Raw genomic sequence first — 17,363 nt, forward strand, 5'->3', positions numbered from 1 at the left:
CACCGGGCCCCGCCAGCGTGCGGGGCCCTGTTTTGCGCTCGCTTAATGCACAAACAGCGCCGGGATCTGCGAGAATAACCACAGTACGAGGCCGATAGAGCCGCCGACCAGGGTGCCGTTGATGCGGATAAACTGCAGGTCTTTACCGATATTGAGTTCAATTTGCCGCGACATATCCCGCGCATCCCAGCTTTTGACCGTATCGCTGATATGACGAGTCAGGAAGGCGGCAAACTCTGGCGCCACTCGATGGGCCGCCTGCTCCAGGTGTTCGTTTAGCGACTCGCGCAGCGCGTCATCGTGGAGCAACGTTTCGCCAAACCACTGCCCGGCATCGGCAATCCGCTGTTGAATCCGCGAGTCGTCGCGGGTGACATCGTTTTTGATCCACGCCCGCAGGTCGGCCCATACCTCGCTGAGGTAGCGGTTAAAGGCCTCATCATTTTTCAGGTAGGCCTTGATGCCCTCCGCTTTTTTCGCCAGCAGCGGATCGGTTTTCAGGTTATCGATCAGTTTTAAGGTGGCGCGATCGAACGCCTGGCGGATCTGATGGCTGCGATCCTGGGTGACTTCGTCGAGCAGCGTATTCACCGCGTCGGTCACCATGTCGGCGCTGTGTTCGCCCAGCCATTCGGTGGGCAGAATTTTGGCCTTCAGCGGATGCTCGGTCTCCAGCCAGTGGACAATGCCACGGGCAATAAACGCGCGCGAGCTGTCGCGCTGCAGCAATGCAATGAGCTGGGTAATGAGCGAGTCCAGCAGCTTCTGATGGCGATTGTTGCGGGTTAATCCCTCCAGCATCATGGCGCTGGTCTGCGTCAGATCGACCTTATCAATCGCCTTATGTACCGCCCGGCGCAGCAGGCGCTGAATACGGGCGTCATCGGTCAGCTCCAGAAAGCCGCTCATCACCTGCAGCAGATGGTGGCCCACCCGGCGGGCATTTTCCGGCTGGCTGAACCAGTTGCCGAGCATCAGGGCAGGTTCATAGCGACGGATGAGCGCCACCAGCGAGGGCGTATCGAGAAATTTTTCCTGCACAAAATAGCCAAGATTATCGGCGATCCTGTCTTTATTGCGGGGAATAATCGCCGTATGTCGGGAGATAAACGGCAGCGGGATACGACGAAACAGTGCCACCACCGCGAACCAGTCGGCCAGCGCTCCGACCATCGCCGCTTCGGAGATAGCCTTGAGCGCGCTGACCCACGGCGTCGGCGGCAGTAGCAGCGTGGTGATAAAAATGGCGACCGCAATCAGCAGTAGCGACAGCGCCAGCAGTTTGGCGCGTTTCAGTTCAGCAATTTTTTCCATAGGCTTAAGCATATAGCCTGACGGCGGACTCGTGCAAAAACTGCCACACAATCCAACAGCCAAAAGCCATCAGTACGCCGCCCGCCGCCCGCTCAACGCGCCAGACTACGGCGGAAAGGCGACGCTGCACCGCCGGGAGGGCGATCATCGTCACCAGCAAGAGATCCCACAGCAGCACGATACTGGTCATCCAGACTCCGCTGACGACCTGCTGCACCAGCGTGACGTCCGGGCCCAGCAACGAGGTCATCAGCGCCAGATAAAACAGGGCGTTTTTAGGATTGAGCAGTGAAGAACCCAGCCCCAGAAGAAGCTGTTTTACCAGCGACGGGCGTGAAGCCGAGGCGCTATTGTGGACATCCAGCGTCGTCGGGCGGCTTCTCAGCAGCAGGCTGCCAATCCACAGCAAATATGCGGCGCCCAACAGCTCGACGACGGTAAACAGCAGCGGCGTCTGACGCAGTATCCCCCAGCCGATAATCGCCAGCACAATGTACAGCCCGTTTCCGGCGGCGATACCGACGCACAGGCCGACGCTGCCGCGCAGGCGATAGCGGATGGCGTAGCCCATCAGTAAAAAGAAATCTGGCCCCGGGCTAAGCAGAGCAACGAAGTGGGAGAGCGCCAGCGCGGGAAACGCGGGCGGGAAAAACGACGTCAACATGTCCATAGCGACCTCACAAAGAACCTGAGATCAGCCTATGGCAAGCGGGGCGCTAATTATTGTCTGATATTGATCGGCCTAGCGCGTACTGGCGCGGCGTAGCGGCGGTGTAGCTGACAAAGGTTTTGTGGAAATGGCTCTGGTCGGCAAATCCGGCCTGGTAGCCGACGTCGGCGATCTCATCTCCGGCGCGCAGGCGCGTTTTGGCAAATTCGATGCGTGCCATATTCATAAAGCTGGCGGGCGTCAGGCCAGTGTCCTGCTTAAAGGTGCGAATCAGCGTCTCTTTGCGCAGGGCGAACTCGTGGGCCAGCGCATCAAGGGTGGGCGGTTCCTGTAAATCGGCCGCCAGGCGACGGAAGAGCTGCGAACTGGTAGCGCGCAGCGGTAGTGGCGGGGCGGGGCATAGCGGGAGCGCCCGCAGCAGTTGTGCAACCTGTTCGGGGAGCGCTGCCGTTTTCTGCTGCTCCATTAGCACCACAATCTGCTGATATTGTGCGAAAAGCTCAGGATCGCGGATCACGGGATGCGGCGCGTGCACCTGCGCCTGACTCGGGAAAAGCGGCAGCCGTTGCCGGCACCACGTCATGTCGAGGTACAGCATATGGTAGCTGCGCGGCCGGCCATCGCGCGGGTTACAGCTGTGCGGCGCTTGAGCGGGGATAATGATCAGATCGCCGGGACGCAGCAGATATTCCCGGCCGTTGCACAAACAGCACGTTTCCCCTTCGATAATCGCCCCTACAGAGAGCTGCGGATGGCGGTGCCGTTTATAGGACTGGCGACTTTGCCGGGTGCTGCGCAGTTCCAGCCAGGGCAGCTGTTCGTCGCGCCAGAAGGTTTGCAGGATATCGCGCGTATGGCTCACGAAAGACTCCTTAGCGAAGGGGATAGGGGGTTTATAGCACGCCCGTCCGGGTCTGTCTGCGGGCGCGACGCTCGCGTCATCGGCGGCGATATCTCTCCAGAATCCTCCGTATATACCTAACTTTACCCGCGCGATTAGCCATCTCTACTACCCTTAATACCCTGAGTAGTTTTTATGACTACATAAATAGCGATAACAAGGAGACATACGATATGGCTTATCAGACGGTGAATCCTGCAAATAATCAGCTGATTAAACAGTACGCTGCGCACAGCGATGCGGACGTCGAAGCGGCGCTGCAGAAGGCGGATGCGCTCTACCATTCCGCCTGGTCGAAGGGGGATATCGACCGGCGCCTCCCCGTTCTGCACAGGCTGGCGGATCTTATCGACAGCCGGGTTGACGAGCTGGCGAAAATCGCCAGCCAGGAGATGGGGAAATTGATTGCGCAAAGCCGCGGTGAGGTGAAGCTCTGTGCGCAAATCGCCCGCTACTATGCCGATAATGCGAAATCGTTTCTGGCTCCGGTGAAATATCCCTCCGACATCGGCGAGGCCTGGGTTGAACACCATCCTGTCGGCGTGCTGATGGCCGTGGAACCCTGGAACTTTCCTTACTACCAGCTGATGCGGGTACTGGCGCCAAACCTGGCGGCGGGGAACCCGGTTATCGCCAAACATGCGAGTATCGTTCCGCATTGTGCAGAGACCTTCGCCCATCTGGTGCGTGAGGCGGGAGCGCCCGAAGGGGCGTGGACCAACCTCTTTATCTCCCAGGAGCAGGTGGCGAAAATCATCGCCGACGATCGCGTCCAGGGGGCAGCGCTGACCGGTTCGGAAAAGGCTGGCAGCGTGGTGGCGTCCCAGGCGGCAAAATACATCAAAAAGGCGACCCTCGAACTGGGCGGTAATGATGTGTTTGTGGTACTGGATGATGCCAGTCTGGAGAAGGCGGTGAAGACTGGCGTACAGGCGCGACTCAACAACGCCGGCCAGGTGTGCACCGCGGCGAAACGTTTTATCCTGCACGAAAACATTGCCGACCAGTTCTTGAGCCAGTTCACTGAAGCCTTCCGCCAGGTGAAAATCGGCGATCCGCTGGACGAGAGTACGACGCTGGGCCCGCTCTCCTCGAAAGATGCGCTGCAAACGCTGACCAGACAGGTGGATGAGGCGGTGAAAAACGGTGCCAGAGTGCATCTGGGCGGTAAACCGGCGCCGCGGGAAGGCTGCTTTTTCGAGCCAACCATTCTGACCGGCATTACCCGTGATAACCCGGCGTACTTTGAAGAGTTTTTCGGCCCGGTGGCGCAAATCTACGTGGTGAAGGACGACGATGAGGCGGTGAAGCTGGCGAACGATTCGCACTATGGTCTGGGGGGCGCCGTGTTCAGCCAGGATATCGAACGGGCGAAACGGATGGCGTCGCGGATCGAAACCGGGATGGTCTATATCAACTGGTTAACCGATACCGCGCCGGAGCTGCCGTTCGGCGGCGTGAAGCGCTCTGGCTTTGGCCGTGAGCTGTCCGATCTGGGGATTAAAGAGTTTGTGAACCAGAAGCTGGTGGTGATTCGCCGGTAATCGAACGTTGTGAGCCATGAATAAAAAACCTGCCGGATGGCAGGTTTTTTTACGCTTACCGGCAGGTCAGAAGGTGACCCCACCGCCAATATAGGCACCATCAATCAGGGTGTGGTTCGGACGACCGTCTTTGCCGTCAACGCTGACATGGCGGTAACCCACTTTCAGCGTCACCGGGGTAATGGGCGTCCAGCTCACGCCGCCGTTGGCTTCAACGTAGTTTTTCACGCTGTTATTCAGGCCTTCCGGCGCGGCATAACCTTCGCCGAAGACGTGGATGCTGTCGGTCAGCGCAACGTTAACGCCGCCGCCGATGGGGAACGCCACGCCGTTATCGCCTTTTTTCGGCCCAAGGTAGATGGCTTTCGCGCCGGCATTGAGCATCACCGGGCCAACTTCCAGGTTATAACCTGCGCCAACGCCGCCGGTCTGGGTACCGTCATCGGTATTTTTCAGCCAGTTGCTTTCGGCATAAAGGCCGGAGGAGGATTTACCCAGTTCCATATTAAGGTTGGTAAAGTTTTTACCCTGCTCGACGGTAAAGCCCATCGCCATTGCGGAGCCAGAAACCGCGGTTAGCGCAGAAAGGATAAGGATATTGAGCTTTTTCATAGTAGATGCCTCGTCGTAAAACTAATCTGCGGATACCCTATCAAACGATTTTTACAACTGCAAATATGACTATTTTCGATTTTTTATTCTGGGTTTGTTATTGAAATACATCTGCAGATGTTGTGAATTAGTTTCTTTGTCGCGGCGTCAATCATTAACGTTTTACCGTTTAGGGTCAGTTTAGCTGTTTGGCTAAACCTGAATTGAACAAACGGGGAAAATGAGTTGCAGAGAAAATAGTCTACCTCTGTGATTATTCTTGAAAGTATTTCAATTGTTACCAATAAAAATTTTAATTTACATTTTTGCTGATGAATTGAGCGGGCGGTCGTTCATATTCAACGCGGTATTGCTGAGTCAGGGGGAAGATTATGCTCACCCCGTTTTCGATCAGCGTATTACCGTGTGATACGCAGAAAAGCGGAGCGACAGTTCTGTAATGTTTAATGAATTTAACTGATTTTTTTTGAATTAAAATAAAATCGTTGAGAACGAATATATCTTCTGGTGGGCATTTCTTGTCAATATAGCCTTCCGACGACCTTTTGCGGAATCCATAATGGCCAGGAGCGGCTATGTACTACAGAAATGAAGTCATCCGTTATTTGCAATCCAATAACATTCTCGCATTGAAACTTGATCATGCGCTGGCGGGCGTTGAAAACGCGGTGGCAGATCAGATTGCATTGACCGGTGCTGGCGCAAAACGCGCGTTGTATTACGCATCCTGCTTTACTGATGAATATCAGGATGTTTGTCAGCGGCAAAAAAATGAAGATGGACGATTTACTCTCTCGGTCATTCACCTTTTTCAACATGACGATGTTGTTTATGAAATGTTCAAGGTATATTTTGAAGAAATATTTAAATATAAAACGTCCGATCAACTAGAGCATATCAAAAAAATGCTGATGGCGGTCAATATACACATTGCGGCGAGTTCTCTGACCGGTTATGGTTTCATATTAGCGGTCACCTCCTCAGTTACGGTCGGTATGAACCTAAACCTTGATATGCGAGTCTTAGCGGGACGTGCGACGGGGATGGCGATTACACTCTCTGGCATATATGGGATTGTCCAGAAGGCAGCAGATAGCGCTCATCGACTCCAGTTTACCTGGCCGGCCTATTACTCTGTACTCTACGCTCAGGGACTGGAGATGATGTATTTTCTGATAGAACCATTGTTTGAGCGAGTTGGGGCGCTTAAGGCACAATGGGCATCGGACAGTGACATTGCAGAAATTATTACCAGGATGATTCAATAATTGTGATGAATATTATTAAAAGGATTTTCTGTAGGATATTTAGGTCCTTGGTTTCGCTCCACGGGCCTGGATTGCTGACTTTGTTATTTGCAATGGCATTTATTTATTTTTTCCCCTCTGGTCCCCTCTGGCCTGTGGGGGTGTTCGCTATATTCATAATATATATATTTGCACGTTATGTGAAATGGTAAACGCCAGAGAAAACGGTTTATTACATTTGCTTATAAGGAAGTTATATATGTCTACTCCCGCACATCTCTGGCTTGAGGATGAAAACGGTTCGCCGATTGTTGGCGGCTGTTTAATGCCCCTGCGTGCAGGTTCTATCGAATTAAAATCATTCTCGCACGGCATCACCATTCCCGTTGATCCGCACTGGGGCAAACTTACCGGTACGCGCGTTCATCGTCCGATCGCCATAGTGAAAGAGTTCGACCAGACGACACCCGTTCTGTATCGCGCGGTGTGCGAAGGTCGCACCCTGAAAAAATCGACGATCAGGATGTACCGTATTATGGAATCAGGCCTTGAAGCCGAGTATTTCAATATCGTCCTCGACAACGTCAAAATCACCACGATTGCACCGTACCTGTCACCCACCGGTCTGAGCAGCACGCACCTTGAAACACTCGAATTGCGTTATGAGGCCATCGTCTGGAAGTACACCGAAGGGAACATTATTTATCGTGATACCTGGAATGAATTCTGTACCGCCTGATGCCTTCATGCTGACCTCCTCCCTCCGGGAGAGGGAGAAGTCCGAACCGTTACTTGCGCAATCCGGCAAACGCCGCGCGAATCTCCTCTTCCGGCAAATTAATGCCGATAAACACCAGCGTGCTGTGGGGCGTTTCATCGCCCCACGGGCGATCCCAGTCGGCGCTGTATAAGCGCTGGACGCCCTGGAACAGCAGGCGATTTGGCTCGCCGTCAATCCATAACATCCCTTTGTAGCGCATCAGCTGCTCGGCGAAAGAGAGCAGCAGGTTTTCCATCACCCGCGACACTTCACTGATATCGACCGGGTAATCCAGTTCGACCACGATAGACGCGACGTCGTTTTGCTTATCGGCGATAAAGTGAAAGCGCGGCGCGCTGCTCACCACCTTCTCTTCCAGCATAAAGCCGCTGGTATTAAACAGCTGGCTCAGGTCGATATCACCGTGGATCACGGTATAAACCGGCGCCCGGGCGTTAATCCTCGCCAGCCGTTCGCGCAGCCTGTCGCTGTCGCCCGCCACGTCCGTTTTTGTCAGCAGAATCCGATCGGCGTAGCCCACCTGCGACTGGGCGATGGTGAACTGGTTCATCTGCTGATCGGCATGGACCGCATCCACCAGCGCAATCACCCCGTCAAGCAGATAGCGTTCGCAGAGAACTTCATGAGAGAAGAAGGTCTGAATAATCGGGCCGGGGTCGGCCATGCCGGTGCACTCAATCACCAGCCGGTCAAAATCAATGTCGCCGCGATCGCGGCTGTCGAGCAGGTCGAGCAGTGCGTCTTCCAGCTCGTTGGAGCGGGTACAGCAGATGCAGCCGTTGGTCAGGGTTTTGATCTGCGTGGCGCGGTCGCCAATCAGCTGATCGTCAACGGCAACTTCGCCAAATTCGTTTTCGATAACGGCGATTTTAAAGCCGTGCTGTTCGTTAAGAATATGGCGCAGCAGGGTGGTTTTACCCGCGCCAAGAAAACCGGTCAACAGGGTGACTGCAATCGGTGCCATGTTTGCCTCCATTAACAGCAGCGTACGCCGCCTTTGCCGTCGCCGCCGTAGCGGGCCTGCTGGCGTTCGCGGAAGAATTCGTTATAGGTCATGTAAGGCTTATCCGGGTGGTTGGCTTTCATATGTTCGACGTAGTTGTCGTAGTCCGGAATGCCAATCAGCATTTTGGCTGCCTGACCCAGGTATTTTTTTGCTTCGCCTAAGTTACCAAACATAACTCATCCTGATAAGAAAAAGCCCGGTGGCGCTACGCAGACCGGGCCTACAGAACCTTGTAGGGCGGGTCAGCGTAGCGCCACCCGCCGTTTTTTTAATGATGTGACGAGGTTTTCACGCCGCCTTCCGGAACGGGCACGTACGGGGTCTCTTTGTCGGTGCGGACTTTGTTGTTACGCACGTTGAGCCACGTTTTGATGCCGTAGAAGATGATGCTGTATACCACCACCAGGAACAGAATACTCAGACCGGCGTTAGTGTAGTTGTTCACCACGATATGGTTCATGTTAGCAATCTGCTGCGCGGTCAGTTCGCCGCCGGAAGCAATCTTCTCTTTATACTGCTGAGCCATGAAGAAGAAGCCTTCCATCTGCGGGTTGGTGCTGAACAGTTTCAGACCCAGCGCCCAGGTGGTGCACAGCAGCAGCCATGCGGCCGGGATCACGGTAACCCAGATGTATTTGGTACGCTGCATTTTGACCAGTACCACGGTACCCAGCACCAGCGCCACGGCGGCCAGCATCTGGTTAGAGATACCGAACAGCGGCCACAGGCTCTTCACGCCGCCCAGCGGGTCGACCACGCCCTGATACAGCAGGTAGCCCCACAGCCCGACGCAGCCCGCGGTGCCGATAATGCCCGCCACCAGCGAGTCGGTTTTCTTGAGAAACGGCACGAAGTTGCCCAGCAGATCCTGCAGCATAAAGCGGCCTGCGCGGGTACCGGCATCCAGCGCGGTAAGGATAAACAGCGCTTCAAACAGAATACCGAAGTGGTACCAGAAGCCCATATCCGCCATCGGCATGATTTTGTGGAACACATGAGCGATACCCACGGCCAGAGTCGGCGCGCCGCCCGCGCGGTTCAGTACCGACGGCTCGCCGATATCTTTCGCCGTTTGCAGGATTTGCTCAGGTGAAATCACAAAGCCCCAGGAGCTGACGGTCGCCGCTGCGTGAGCGGTCACATCCTTCAGCTGTGCGGCAATCAACGCGGCGTTTTCACCGCCCATTTCGTGCAGGTTCGGCATGGTGATGCCCAGGCCTGCCGGTGGGGTGTTCATCGCGAAGTAGAGGCCCGGCTCAATGATCGACGCCGCAACCAGCGCCATCACCGCCACGAAGGACTCCATCAGCATCGCGCCGTAGCCGATAAAGCGGGCGTCGGTTTCATTAGCCAGCAGCTTCGGCGTGGTGCCGGAGGCGATCAGCGCATGGAAGCCAGACACTGCGCCGCAGGCGATAGTGATAAACAGGAACGGGAACAGCGCACCTTTCCACAGCGGACCGGTACCATCGATGTATTGGGTGACCGCCGGCATTTTCAGATCCGGGTTGAGGATCACGATGCCCAGCGCCAGGCCAACGATAACGCCGATTTTCAGGAAGGTCGCGAGGTAATCACGCGGCGCCAGAATCAGCCACACCGGCAGCAGCGCGGAGATAAACGCGTAGCCGATCAGGGTAAAGGTGATGGTGGTGTCTTTAAAGGTCAGCGCCGGGCCCCAGTACGGGTCGTGGGCAATGATGCCGCCGAAGTAAATGGACGCCACCAGCAGGACGATACCAATCACCGACACTTCACCCACGCGACCCGGGCGCAGGAAGCGCATATAGATCCCCATAAACAGGGCGATCGGAACGGTCGAGCAGACGGTAAAGACGCCCCACGGGCTTTCTGCCAGCGCTTTTACCACGATCAGCGCCAGCACCGCGAGGATGATGATCATAATCAGGAAGCAGCCGAACAGCGCAATGGAACCCGGAACCGGCCCCATCTCTTGCTTGATCATCTCACCCAGCGAGGCGCCGTTACGGCGCGAGGAGATAAACAGCACCATAAAGTCCTGTACCGCCCCGGCCAGCACCACCCCCGCCAACAGCCACAGGGTACCCGGCAGGTAGCCCATCTGCGCGGCGAGAACCGGGCCCACCAGAGGACCGGCGCCGGCGATAGCGGCAAAGTGGTGGCCGAACAGCACGTAGCGGTTGGTCGGGACGTAGTTCAGACCATCGTTGTTAATGACCGCCGGCGTAGAACGCGTAGGATCGAGCTTCATCACCTTTTGCGCGATATACAGGCTGTAATAACGGTAGGCGACGAGGTAGACGGAAACTGACGCCACCACGATCCACAGCGCACTGACGTGCTCACCGCGGCGCAGAGCGACGACTGAGAGGCAAAATGCCCCGATGATTCCAAGAATCACCCAGGGTATGTGCTTGAATAACTTTTTAGTATCCATAGTAAAACCTGGCGTTAATAAGATGAATAATGGGCCGAAGCCGTCTGGGTTTAAGTTAGGGGTTGAGGAGGTATTGGTTAGCTATGCTGGGGACGATCTTGCCAGAACTCCGCGCGCGTAAAGTTGGGTAAATCTGTGAGTGGTTCTATGTGGGGTTAAGCGGTTACCAGGCGGGATAAGCGGTTGGCCAGGAAATGAGCAGCGGGTAAACATGTGATTGAGATCACAAGATTTTTTCCACCTCTTTTTCCTCCCCGTAGGGGAGAGGAAAAAGAGAGGAGGACAGAGAAAGGGGGACAGAAAAGAGAATGTCAGAAGCGAAGGTAGCAGAACGTTATACCGCGACCTCCATTTCCATCATCACCGGATGGAAACGGCGCTTAAAGTAAATCAGCCCATGGCCTTCCTGGCTCAGGGTGATGTTCTTGATCTCGACCAGATAGACCAGGTGGCTACCGATGGTCTGCACCTGGCTTATCTCCCCTTCAAGGCTGGCCAGCGCCCCTTGCAGAACCGGCTGTCCCAGCGCTCCTTTTTGCCAGCAGGAGAGGCTAAAGCGTTCTTCCATGGCCATCCCGGTCATGCCGGCGAAATGGCGAGCCATCACTTCCTGCTCATGGTTCAGTACGTTAACGCACAGTTTGCCGTTCCCCTGGAATACCGGGTTCATCGCGCTGTTGGCATTGATGCACACCATCACCGACGGCGGCGTATCGGTTACCGAGCACACGGCTGTGGCGGTGATGCCGCAGCGGCCGGCGTCGCCCTCGGTGGTAATGACGTTGACCGCCGCCGACAGGCTGGACATGGCATCGCGAAAACGCAGACGTTGTTCATCTAATTGCATTGTGACCTCCCGCTGCCGAATTACTTCAGCAGCTTATCCAACATATTGATATCAGAGTTGTTGTGCAGGTGCGGCACCGTCCAGCCGTTCTGGTCGTACTCGGACAGGCAGCGGTCGACCATCGCCATCATTTTGTCCATGTTGCCGGAGCTTTGCGCCTGACGCAGACACTGCAGGCGGATTTCGTCCTGACTTCCGGAATAGTTGATTTCATACAGCTCGTGGCGGCCGCCGAATTCACTGCCGATCGCGTCCCACATCAGCTTGAGGATCTTGATACGTTCAACGTGGTCCATGCCGTTGGAGCCGCGAACGTATTTAGCCAGATACTGGTCGATCTGCGGGTTGTTCAAATCGCGTGCGCTGGATGGCAGATAGATCAGACCGCTGGTCACGTTACGTTCGATAATATTTTTGATCCTGGCGTAGGCCATCGGCGCCATGACGCGGTAGGTCTGCAGCGCGGCGTGATCCGGCAGCCAGGCGCCATTCACCCACGGCGTCGCTTCGGAGCACATGGAGTCGCTCAGCGCCCAGAACATATTGCGCCAGGCGACCACTTCGCCGAGATCGGCCTGTACGCCGCGGAACTCCATGGTGCCGGTACATTCCAGCGAGCGTTTGAGCAGGGCGGTGATAAAGTCGAGCTTGACCGCCAGGCGTACGCAGGCCTGCAGCGGATACATACGCGCAAAGCCGCCTTCCATCGTCCAGCGACGGCAGCGATCGAAATCGCGATAGATCAGCACGTTTTCCCACGGAATCAGCACCTTATCCATCACCAGGATCGCATCGTTTTCATCAAAGCGGCTGGAGAGTGGGTAGTCGTACGGCGATCCGGTGACCCCGGCAACCATCTCATAGGAGGCGCGGGAGATCAGTTTGACCCCTTCGGCATCCATTGGCGCGACGAACATCAGGGCGAAGTCCGGGTTTTCCCCCATCACCTGCGCAGAACCAAAACCGATCATGTTGTAGTGGGTCAGCGCCGAGTTGGTGGCGACCACTTTCGCGCCGCTGACGATGATCCCGGCATCGGTCTCTTTTTCCAGCTTGATGTAGACGTCTTTCACTTCATCGGCCGGTTTATGACGGTCAATCGGCGGGTTGACGATCGCGTGGTTAAAGTACAGGCCGGTTTCCTGAATGCGGGTGTACCAGTTGCGGGCGTTCTGTTCGAACTGGCCGTAGAAGGCCGGGTTCGCGCCCAGCGCGCAGCCGAAGGCGGCTTTGTAATCCGGTGTGCGGCCCATCCAGCCGTAGCTCAGGCGCGACCACTCGGCGATCGCATCGCGCTGCTGGCGCAGGTCATCGGCGCTTTTCGCCACGCGGAAGAATTTATGGGTATAGCCGCCGCTGCCGGTATCGGTGTTCCAGCACAGGGAGTCCTGCATTTCTGGCTTATGCAGCGCATCGTACAGCTGGCCGACGGAGGCGGCGGCGTTGCGGAAGGCCGGGTGCGTGGTGACGTCTTTGACGCGCTCGCCGTAGATGTAAATCTCGCGGCCATCCTGCAGGCTCTTCAGGTACTCTTCACCGGTTAACGGGCGTTTCGCGTCTGCGCGGAAATCTTCAGGTTTCATAGGGGCCTCTTCAGTATTTATCGGAATATCCCGTCCCTGCTTCGGGCTGCCTGTCTGGCGGCTGCCTGCGAATGAGTTCGGGTCTCAATGTTAAATTTATGTTTTGTTTTTGTTGTTCAATTGAAGCGGTTATTGCGCCATTCGTGAAGGGACGTTTGCGACAACGGCAGGTACTTTTCAGGGGGAGTGCGGTTCTGTGATCGAGAGGGTGTTTTCGCTGTAGAAGCCAGCCTTTTTCCCGGCGGTGCTACGCTGGCCGGGTGACGTTACGGGCGGTTTTTAGGGCCTACCCGCCCTACGGATCGTAGCCCGCCAGCGGGGAATTAAGACACCGGTACTTTTTGCGCACGGTAGCTGCTGGGCGAGCAGCCGACCTGGCGACTAAAAAAACGAGCGAAATAGGCGGGGTCTTTAAACCCCAGTTGCCAGGCTATCTCATTGACCGCGCTGTCGGAAAACAGCAGCAGCCGTTTGGCCTCGCGCAGCTGGCGGTCGAAGATCAGCCGCTTCGGCGGTCGGTTGGCAAAGCGGCGGCAGATGTCGGTCAGCCGTGATTCGGTAACGTGCAGCTCGTTGGCATACTCCGGTACCGCCCAGTGCTGGTGGTAGTGGCTGTCGATCATCTGGTTAAAGCGCTGAAACAGCTTCAGCTCGCCGCGCATCCCGCTGGCGGCATGGTCGTCGAGCCTGGCGTTACGCAACAGCAGCGTGAACACCGCCTGCGCCAGCAGCGCCAGAGTATGTTCGCGCCCCGGCAACTGGGCGGTCGATTCGCGTTTAATCAGCTGCCAGTAGTGCGCCAGCGCCGTCAGTTCATCGGGTTTATCCGCCAGCGACAGACACATACCCGGCAGCCCGAACGCTTCCCGCGTGCCGGGATAGAGGACCTCCAGCAGCGGCCAGATCAGATCTTCGCGCACGGTCAGCACGTGCCCGTCGCTGTCGGACTCGGTGATAAAAGCGTGCGGCACCGACGGCGGCGTCAGGACAAACAGCGGCGCCTGCACCGAGTAGCGGTGATCGTCGAGCTGCAGTTCAATCTGCCCGGTATCGAGAAAGTGCATCTGAAAGTACTGGTCGTGTCGATGCGCCTGCATGTCGCGGCCAAAAAAGGCCGCCATGCGGGCAAACGACTGATAGTGCACATCCTCGGTCCCCAGACTCTCATCGTAATCTTTGTTGATATCGATATTGGCGATTGAGGGCTGACACATGGGCACTCCTTAATGACTTTTCTGTGCGGCGAGTCCTGCCTCGGTGGCGGCGTCTTCCCGCGCACTCATCGGAATCCGGGTCAGTACCAACGCGCCGACGATCAGCAGTCCGGCGACAAACCACAGTCCGGAGCTAAAGCTGCCGGTGGCATCACGCAGAATACCGATCAGCAGCGGGCTGACGGCGGATCCGATGTTGCCGATAGCGTTGATGACCGCCAGCGCCACCGCCCGCGATTGCAGGCTGATCACCCGATCCGGGGTAGTCCAGAAAATCGCCATCGCGGTAAAAGAACCCACGGAGGCCATAATGATGCCGATCAGCTGGATCAGACCGTGGTGGGTGGCAGAGGCCAGCAACCATCCGGCAGCGGCGAACAGATAGGGCAGGATGGTATGCATCTTGCGCTCTTTACGCCGGTCGGATCGCCGGCTCCACCAGATCATCCCGAAAATCGTACAGAACTGCGGAATTGCCGCCAGCATGCCGATCACAATGTTGCTACTGCCGGTATTGAAGCTTTGCAGGATCTGCGGAGTCCAGATATTGATAGCGCTCAGGGTATTGGTCAGACAGAAGTAGGCGAGCGTGTACATCAGCACCGCCGGCGTCAGCACTTCCCGCAGGGTAGAGCGTGCGGAAGTTGGGATAACGCTGGCGCTTTCGCGCTCGCGTTCAATCATCGTTTTCAGCGCCTGCTTCTCCTCCTTATCCAGCCAGCTGGCCTGATCCGGGGTATCGTTGAGGAAGAACCAGGTCACCACGCCGAGCACCACCGACGGCAGCCCCTCCAGCAGGAACAGCCACTGCCAGCCCTTCAGATTCCACAGGCCATCAAGCGCCAGAATATAGCCGGAGAGGATAGAGCCAAGCATCATGGTCACCGGCATCGCTATCATAAACAGGGCGTTGGCGCGGGCGCGGTGAAAGGCCGGGAACCACCAGGTCAGATAGACCAGGATCCCTGGCAAGAAGCCGGCTTCAGCGATACCGACCAGCATGCGCAGGATATACAGCGTATGCGGGTTGGTGGCAAACATCGTACAGGTTGACGCGATCCCCCACACCACCATGATCCCGGCGATCCAGCGGCGGGCGCCGACCTTCGCCAGCATGATATTGCTGGGGATCCCGCACATCACGTAGGTGACGTAAAACAGCGTCGCGGCCAGACCAAACATGGTGGAGGTCAGACCGAGATCTTTGCCCATCGTCAGCCCGGCGAAGCCGATATTAATGCGGTCCAGAAATGAGAAAACAAAAAGCACGAACAGGAAGGTGATAAGGCGGCGGAACAGCTTTTTGATCACCCGGTTTTCTACTTCAACGACTTTATTTTCATTATGTTGCAGGGTAGAGGTCGTCATGATGCGCTCCACATTATCCGTTCAGTAGACAGATTTATTGTTATCAGTTGTGGTGGTGATTGCGTCGGTAAACCGTGCTGCCAGCGCTTCTGCGCTGCGGGCCAGCAGGGTGGTGTCGACGCCGACGGCGACGAACAGCGCCCCCAGCTCGAGGTAGCGTTTCGCTAGCTGTTCATTGGCCATCAGAATGCCCGGGGCTTTACCCGCCTCGCGAATCAGGACGATGGCGCTTTCAATGGCCGCCTGCACCTCAGGATGCTGCGGATTACCGCCGAAGCCCATGTCCGCGCTCAGATCCGCCGGGCCGATAAACACACCGTCGACGCCTTCTACCGCGAGAATCTGCGGCAGATTTTTCAACGCCTCGCGGGTTTCAATCTGTACCAGCACGCACATGGCATCGTTGGCCTGATGGATATAGTCCGGAATGCGGTTCCAGCGGGAAGCACGCGCCAGGGCGCTGCCGACGCCGCGAATACCGGCCGGCGGATAGCGGGTGGCTTTCACCGCCAGCCGCGCTTCATCGGCGTTTTGTACCATCGGCACCAGCAGCGTCTGTGCGCCGATGTCCAGCAATTGCTTGATCTGCACCGGGTCATTCCACGACGGGCGAACCACCGGTTGGCTGGAGTAGGGGGCGATCGCCTGCAGTTGGGTCAGCACCGTTTGTACATTATTCGGCGCGTGTTCGCCGTCGATCAGCAGCCAGTCAAACCCGGCGCCGGCTAACAGTTCGGCGCTGTAGCTGCTGCACAGCCCCAGCCACAGGCCGATTTGTGGCCGCCCGGCCTGCAGCGCCTCTTTAAACGTGTTATTCATCATCTTCCCCTTACACAAAGCGGCAGCTGATTGCGCCCATGTTGCCGTAATCGACGTGGAAGGTGTCACCCTTGCGCGCCGGTACCGGGCGGGTAAACGAGCCGCCGAGGATGATCTGCCCGGCTTCCAGCTGGACATCGTATGGCGCCAGCTTATTCGCCAGCCAGGCGACGCCGTTTGCCGGATGGTTCAGCACCCCGGCGGCAACGCCGGTCTCTTCGATCACCCCGTTGCGGTACAGCAGAGCGGAGATCCAACGCAGATCCAGCTCGTCGGGCTTAATCGGACGCCCGCCGAGAATCACCCCGGCGTTGGCGGCGTTATCGGAGATGGTGTCGAAGACTTTGCGCGGGCGCTGGGTCTGCGGATCGATGTTGTGGCAGCGGGCGTCGATCAGCTCCAGCGCCGGGATCACATAGTCGGTGGCGTTATAGACGTCGAACAGGGTGCAGTTCGGGCCACGCAGCGGTTTCGCCAGCACGAAAGCCAGCTCGACTTCAATCCGCGGCACGATAAAACGATCGGTTGGAATGTCGCTACCATCGTGAAAAAACATATCATCGAGCAGCGCGCCGTAGTCCGGCTCGCTAATTTGCGAACTGGCCTGCATCGCTTTTGAGGTCAGGCCGATCTTATGGCCTTTCAGCACCCGCCCTTCGGCGATCTTCATCTCGACCCACTCGCGCTGGACGGCGTAGGCGTCCTCAATGGTGATCGACGGATAATCCAGCGAGATCGCGCGGATCTGCTCACGTTGTTTTTCGGCCTGATTCAGTCGCTGGGCGATCAGGCTGCGGGTTTGTTTATCGAGCATAGTGGCTTCCTGTTACCTCGTTCGGTGTCGCGGTGTCTCGGTGTCACGGCGCCGGGTGGCGCTGCGCTAACCCGGCCTACGGTTGGTGCATTGTTCTGGCCGGCGGCGCTACGCTAACCCGGCATACGGTGCTGTTACCTCGTTCGATGTCGCGGTGTCACGGCGCCGGGTGGCGCTACGCTGACCTGGCCTACGGTTGGTGCATTGTTCTGGCCGGCGGCGCT

16 protein-coding genes are annotated in these 17,363 nt (G+C 56.9%); 3 read left to right on the top strand and 13 right to left on the bottom strand.

The window, feature by feature from the left end:
- Positions 1 to 42 precede the first annotated feature (42 nt).
- From BV390_RS18835 to BV390_RS18845, 3 genes are read right to left on the bottom strand one after another with little or no spacing between them, the layout of a single operon-like run.
- Positions 43 to 1,326, bottom strand: coding sequence for a DUF445 domain-containing protein (locus BV390_RS18835; protein ID WP_073554190.1), 1,284 nt, complete (start codon positions 1,324 to 1,326; stop codon positions 43 to 45).
- The gene (locus tag BV390_RS18840) at positions 1,319 to 1,984 is read right to left on the bottom strand and encodes a LysE family translocator (protein ID WP_032697911.1); all 666 of its coding nucleotides are present in this window, start codon (positions 1,982 to 1,984) and stop codon (positions 1,319 to 1,321) included. The genes BV390_RS18835 and BV390_RS18840 overlap by 8 nt, the downstream gene beginning before the upstream one ends.
- A gap of 46 nt (positions 1,985 to 2,030) precedes the next feature.
- Entirely contained in the window at positions 2,031 to 2,846 is an 816-nt protein-coding gene (locus BV390_RS18845) for an AraC family transcriptional regulator (RefSeq protein ID WP_032698231.1), read from the bottom strand.
- 212 nt (positions 2,847 to 3,058) lie between these two features.
- Between BV390_RS18845 and BV390_RS18850 the strand changes: the two genes are divergently transcribed.
- Positions 3,059 to 4,429 (top strand): NAD-dependent succinate-semialdehyde dehydrogenase, encoded by a 1,371-nt coding sequence (locus tag BV390_RS18850; protein WP_064385497.1) that lies wholly within the window; start codon positions 3,059 to 3,061, stop codon positions 4,427 to 4,429.
- A 66-nt stretch (positions 4,430 to 4,495) separates the two neighbouring features.
- Here BV390_RS18850 and BV390_RS18855 read toward each other — a convergent pair whose 3' ends face one another.
- Entirely contained in the window at positions 4,496 to 5,041 is a 546-nt protein-coding gene (locus tag BV390_RS18855) for a YfaZ family outer membrane protein (RefSeq protein ID WP_032689621.1), read from the bottom strand.
- Positions 5,042 to 5,616: 575 nt separating this feature from the next.
- Between BV390_RS18855 and BV390_RS18860 the strand changes: the two genes are divergently transcribed.
- Both BV390_RS18860 and BV390_RS18870 read left to right on the top strand, forming a co-directional pair.
- On the top strand, positions 5,617 to 6,309 hold the full coding sequence (locus tag BV390_RS18860; protein WP_064385495.1) for a hypothetical protein: 693 nt from the start codon (positions 5,617 to 5,619) through the stop codon (positions 6,307 to 6,309).
- A gap of 238 nt (positions 6,310 to 6,547) precedes the next feature.
- Positions 6,548 to 7,027 carry an Hcp family type VI secretion system effector gene (locus tag BV390_RS18870; RefSeq protein ID WP_064385494.1) on the top strand — a complete coding sequence of 160 codons (480 nt, stop codon included), beginning with the start codon at positions 6,548 to 6,550 and terminating at the stop codon, positions 7,025 to 7,027.
- 49 nt (positions 7,028 to 7,076) lie between these two features.
- On the opposite strand, the gene yjiA is transcribed toward BV390_RS18870, so the two are convergent.
- The 9 genes from yjiA to hpaH form a co-directional block, all read right to left on the bottom strand.
- The gene (gene yjiA, locus BV390_RS18875; RefSeq protein WP_032698225.1) at positions 7,077 to 8,033 is read right to left on the bottom strand and encodes a GTPase; all 957 of its coding nucleotides are present in this window, start codon (positions 8,031 to 8,033) and stop codon (positions 7,077 to 7,079) included.
- A gap of 11 nt (positions 8,034 to 8,044) precedes the next feature.
- Positions 8,045 to 8,248 carry a YbdD/YjiX family protein gene (locus tag BV390_RS18880; RefSeq protein ID WP_004857555.1) on the bottom strand — a complete coding sequence of 68 codons (204 nt, stop codon included), beginning with the start codon at positions 8,246 to 8,248 and terminating at the stop codon, positions 8,045 to 8,047.
- A 95-nt stretch (positions 8,249 to 8,343) separates the two neighbouring features.
- Positions 8,344 to 10,494: a pyruvate/proton symporter BtsT gene (gene btsT, locus BV390_RS18885; protein WP_032689618.1), complete on the bottom strand. Its 2,151-nt coding sequence runs from the start codon at positions 10,492 to 10,494 to the stop codon at positions 8,344 to 8,346.
- Positions 10,495 to 10,828: 334 nt separating this feature from the next.
- Entirely contained in the window at positions 10,829 to 11,341 is a 513-nt protein-coding gene (locus tag BV390_RS18890; protein WP_032689617.1) for a 4-hydroxyphenylacetate 3-monooxygenase reductase subunit, read from the bottom strand.
- A 20-nt stretch (positions 11,342 to 11,361) separates the two neighbouring features.
- Positions 11,362 to 12,924, bottom strand: coding sequence for a 4-hydroxyphenylacetate 3-monooxygenase, oxygenase component (gene hpaB / locus BV390_RS18895; protein WP_032689616.1), 1,563 nt, complete (start codon positions 12,922 to 12,924; stop codon positions 11,362 to 11,364).
- A 323-nt stretch (positions 12,925 to 13,247) separates the two neighbouring features.
- Positions 13,248 to 14,138 (bottom strand): 4-hydroxyphenylacetate catabolism regulatory protein HpaA, encoded by an 891-nt coding sequence (gene hpaA / locus BV390_RS18900; RefSeq protein ID WP_047663958.1) that lies wholly within the window; start codon positions 14,136 to 14,138, stop codon positions 13,248 to 13,250.
- 9 nt (positions 14,139 to 14,147) lie between these two features.
- Positions 14,148 to 15,506, bottom strand: a complete 1,359-nt coding sequence (gene hpaX / locus BV390_RS18905; protein WP_032689614.1) for a 4-hydroxyphenylacetate permease — start codon at positions 15,504 to 15,506, stop codon at positions 14,148 to 14,150.
- A gap of 21 nt (positions 15,507 to 15,527) precedes the next feature.
- Positions 15,528 to 16,325 carry a 4-hydroxy-2-oxoheptanedioate aldolase gene (hpaI, locus tag BV390_RS18910; protein ID WP_032698223.1) on the bottom strand — a complete coding sequence of 266 codons (798 nt, stop codon included), beginning with the start codon at positions 16,323 to 16,325 and terminating at the stop codon, positions 15,528 to 15,530.
- Between the two features lie 10 nt (positions 16,326 to 16,335).
- Positions 16,336 to 17,139, bottom strand: a complete 804-nt coding sequence (gene hpaH, locus BV390_RS18915; RefSeq protein WP_032689612.1) for a 2-oxo-hept-4-ene-1,7-dioate hydratase — start codon at positions 17,137 to 17,139, stop codon at positions 16,336 to 16,338.
- Between the last annotated feature and the right edge of the window lie 224 nt (positions 17,140 to 17,363).

Origin of the sequence: Klebsiella sp. YJ (assembly GCF_002108615.1) — a bacterium.
GTDB classification, from domain to species: domain Bacteria; phylum Pseudomonadota; class Gammaproteobacteria; order Enterobacterales; family Enterobacteriaceae; genus Klebsiella; species Klebsiella planticola.

Excerpts from the sequence above, each read along its gene's own strand:
- BV390_RS18835 (WP_073554190.1), bottom strand. The coding sequence starts at position 1,326 with ATGCTTAAGCCTATGGAAAAAATTGCTGAACTGAAACGCGCCAAACTG.
- BV390_RS18840 (WP_032697911.1), bottom strand. The coding sequence starts at position 1,984 with ATGGACATGTTGACGTCGTTTTTCCCGCCCGCGTTTCCCGCGCTGGCG.
- BV390_RS18850 (WP_064385497.1), top strand. The coding sequence starts at position 3,059 with ATGGCTTATCAGACGGTGAATCCTGCAAATAATCAGCTGATTAAACAG.
- BV390_RS18855 (WP_032689621.1), bottom strand. The coding sequence starts at position 5,041 with ATGAAAAAGCTCAATATCCTTATCCTTTCTGCGCTAACCGCGGTTTCT.
- BV390_RS18860 (WP_064385495.1), top strand. The coding sequence starts at position 5,617 with ATGTACTACAGAAATGAAGTCATCCGTTATTTGCAATCCAATAACATT.
- BV390_RS18870 (WP_064385494.1), top strand. The coding sequence starts at position 6,548 with ATGTCTACTCCCGCACATCTCTGGCTTGAGGATGAAAACGGTTCGCCG.
- yjiA (WP_032698225.1), bottom strand. The coding sequence starts at position 8,033 with ATGGCACCGATTGCAGTCACCCTGTTGACCGGTTTTCTTGGCGCGGGT.
- BV390_RS18880 (WP_004857555.1), bottom strand. The coding sequence starts at position 8,248 with ATGTTTGGTAACTTAGGCGAAGCAAAAAAATACCTGGGTCAGGCAGCC.
- btsT (WP_032689618.1), bottom strand. The coding sequence starts at position 10,494 with ATGGATACTAAAAAGTTATTCAAGCACATACCCTGGGTGATTCTTGGA.
- BV390_RS18890 (WP_032689617.1), bottom strand. The coding sequence starts at position 11,341 with ATGCAATTAGATGAACAACGTCTGCGTTTTCGCGATGCCATGTCCAGC.
- hpaB (WP_032689616.1), bottom strand. The coding sequence starts at position 12,924 with ATGAAACCTGAAGATTTCCGCGCAGACGCGAAACGCCCGTTAACCGGT.
- hpaA (WP_047663958.1), bottom strand. The coding sequence starts at position 14,138 with ATGTGTCAGCCCTCAATCGCCAATATCGATATCAACAAAGATTACGAT.
- hpaX (WP_032689614.1), bottom strand. The coding sequence starts at position 15,506 with ATGACGACCTCTACCCTGCAACATAATGAAAATAAAGTCGTTGAAGTA.
- hpaI (WP_032698223.1), bottom strand. The coding sequence starts at position 16,325 with ATGAATAACACGTTTAAAGAGGCGCTGCAGGCCGGGCGGCCACAAATC.
- hpaH (WP_032689612.1), bottom strand. The coding sequence starts at position 17,139 with ATGCTCGATAAACAAACCCGCAGCCTGATCGCCCAGCGACTGAATCAG.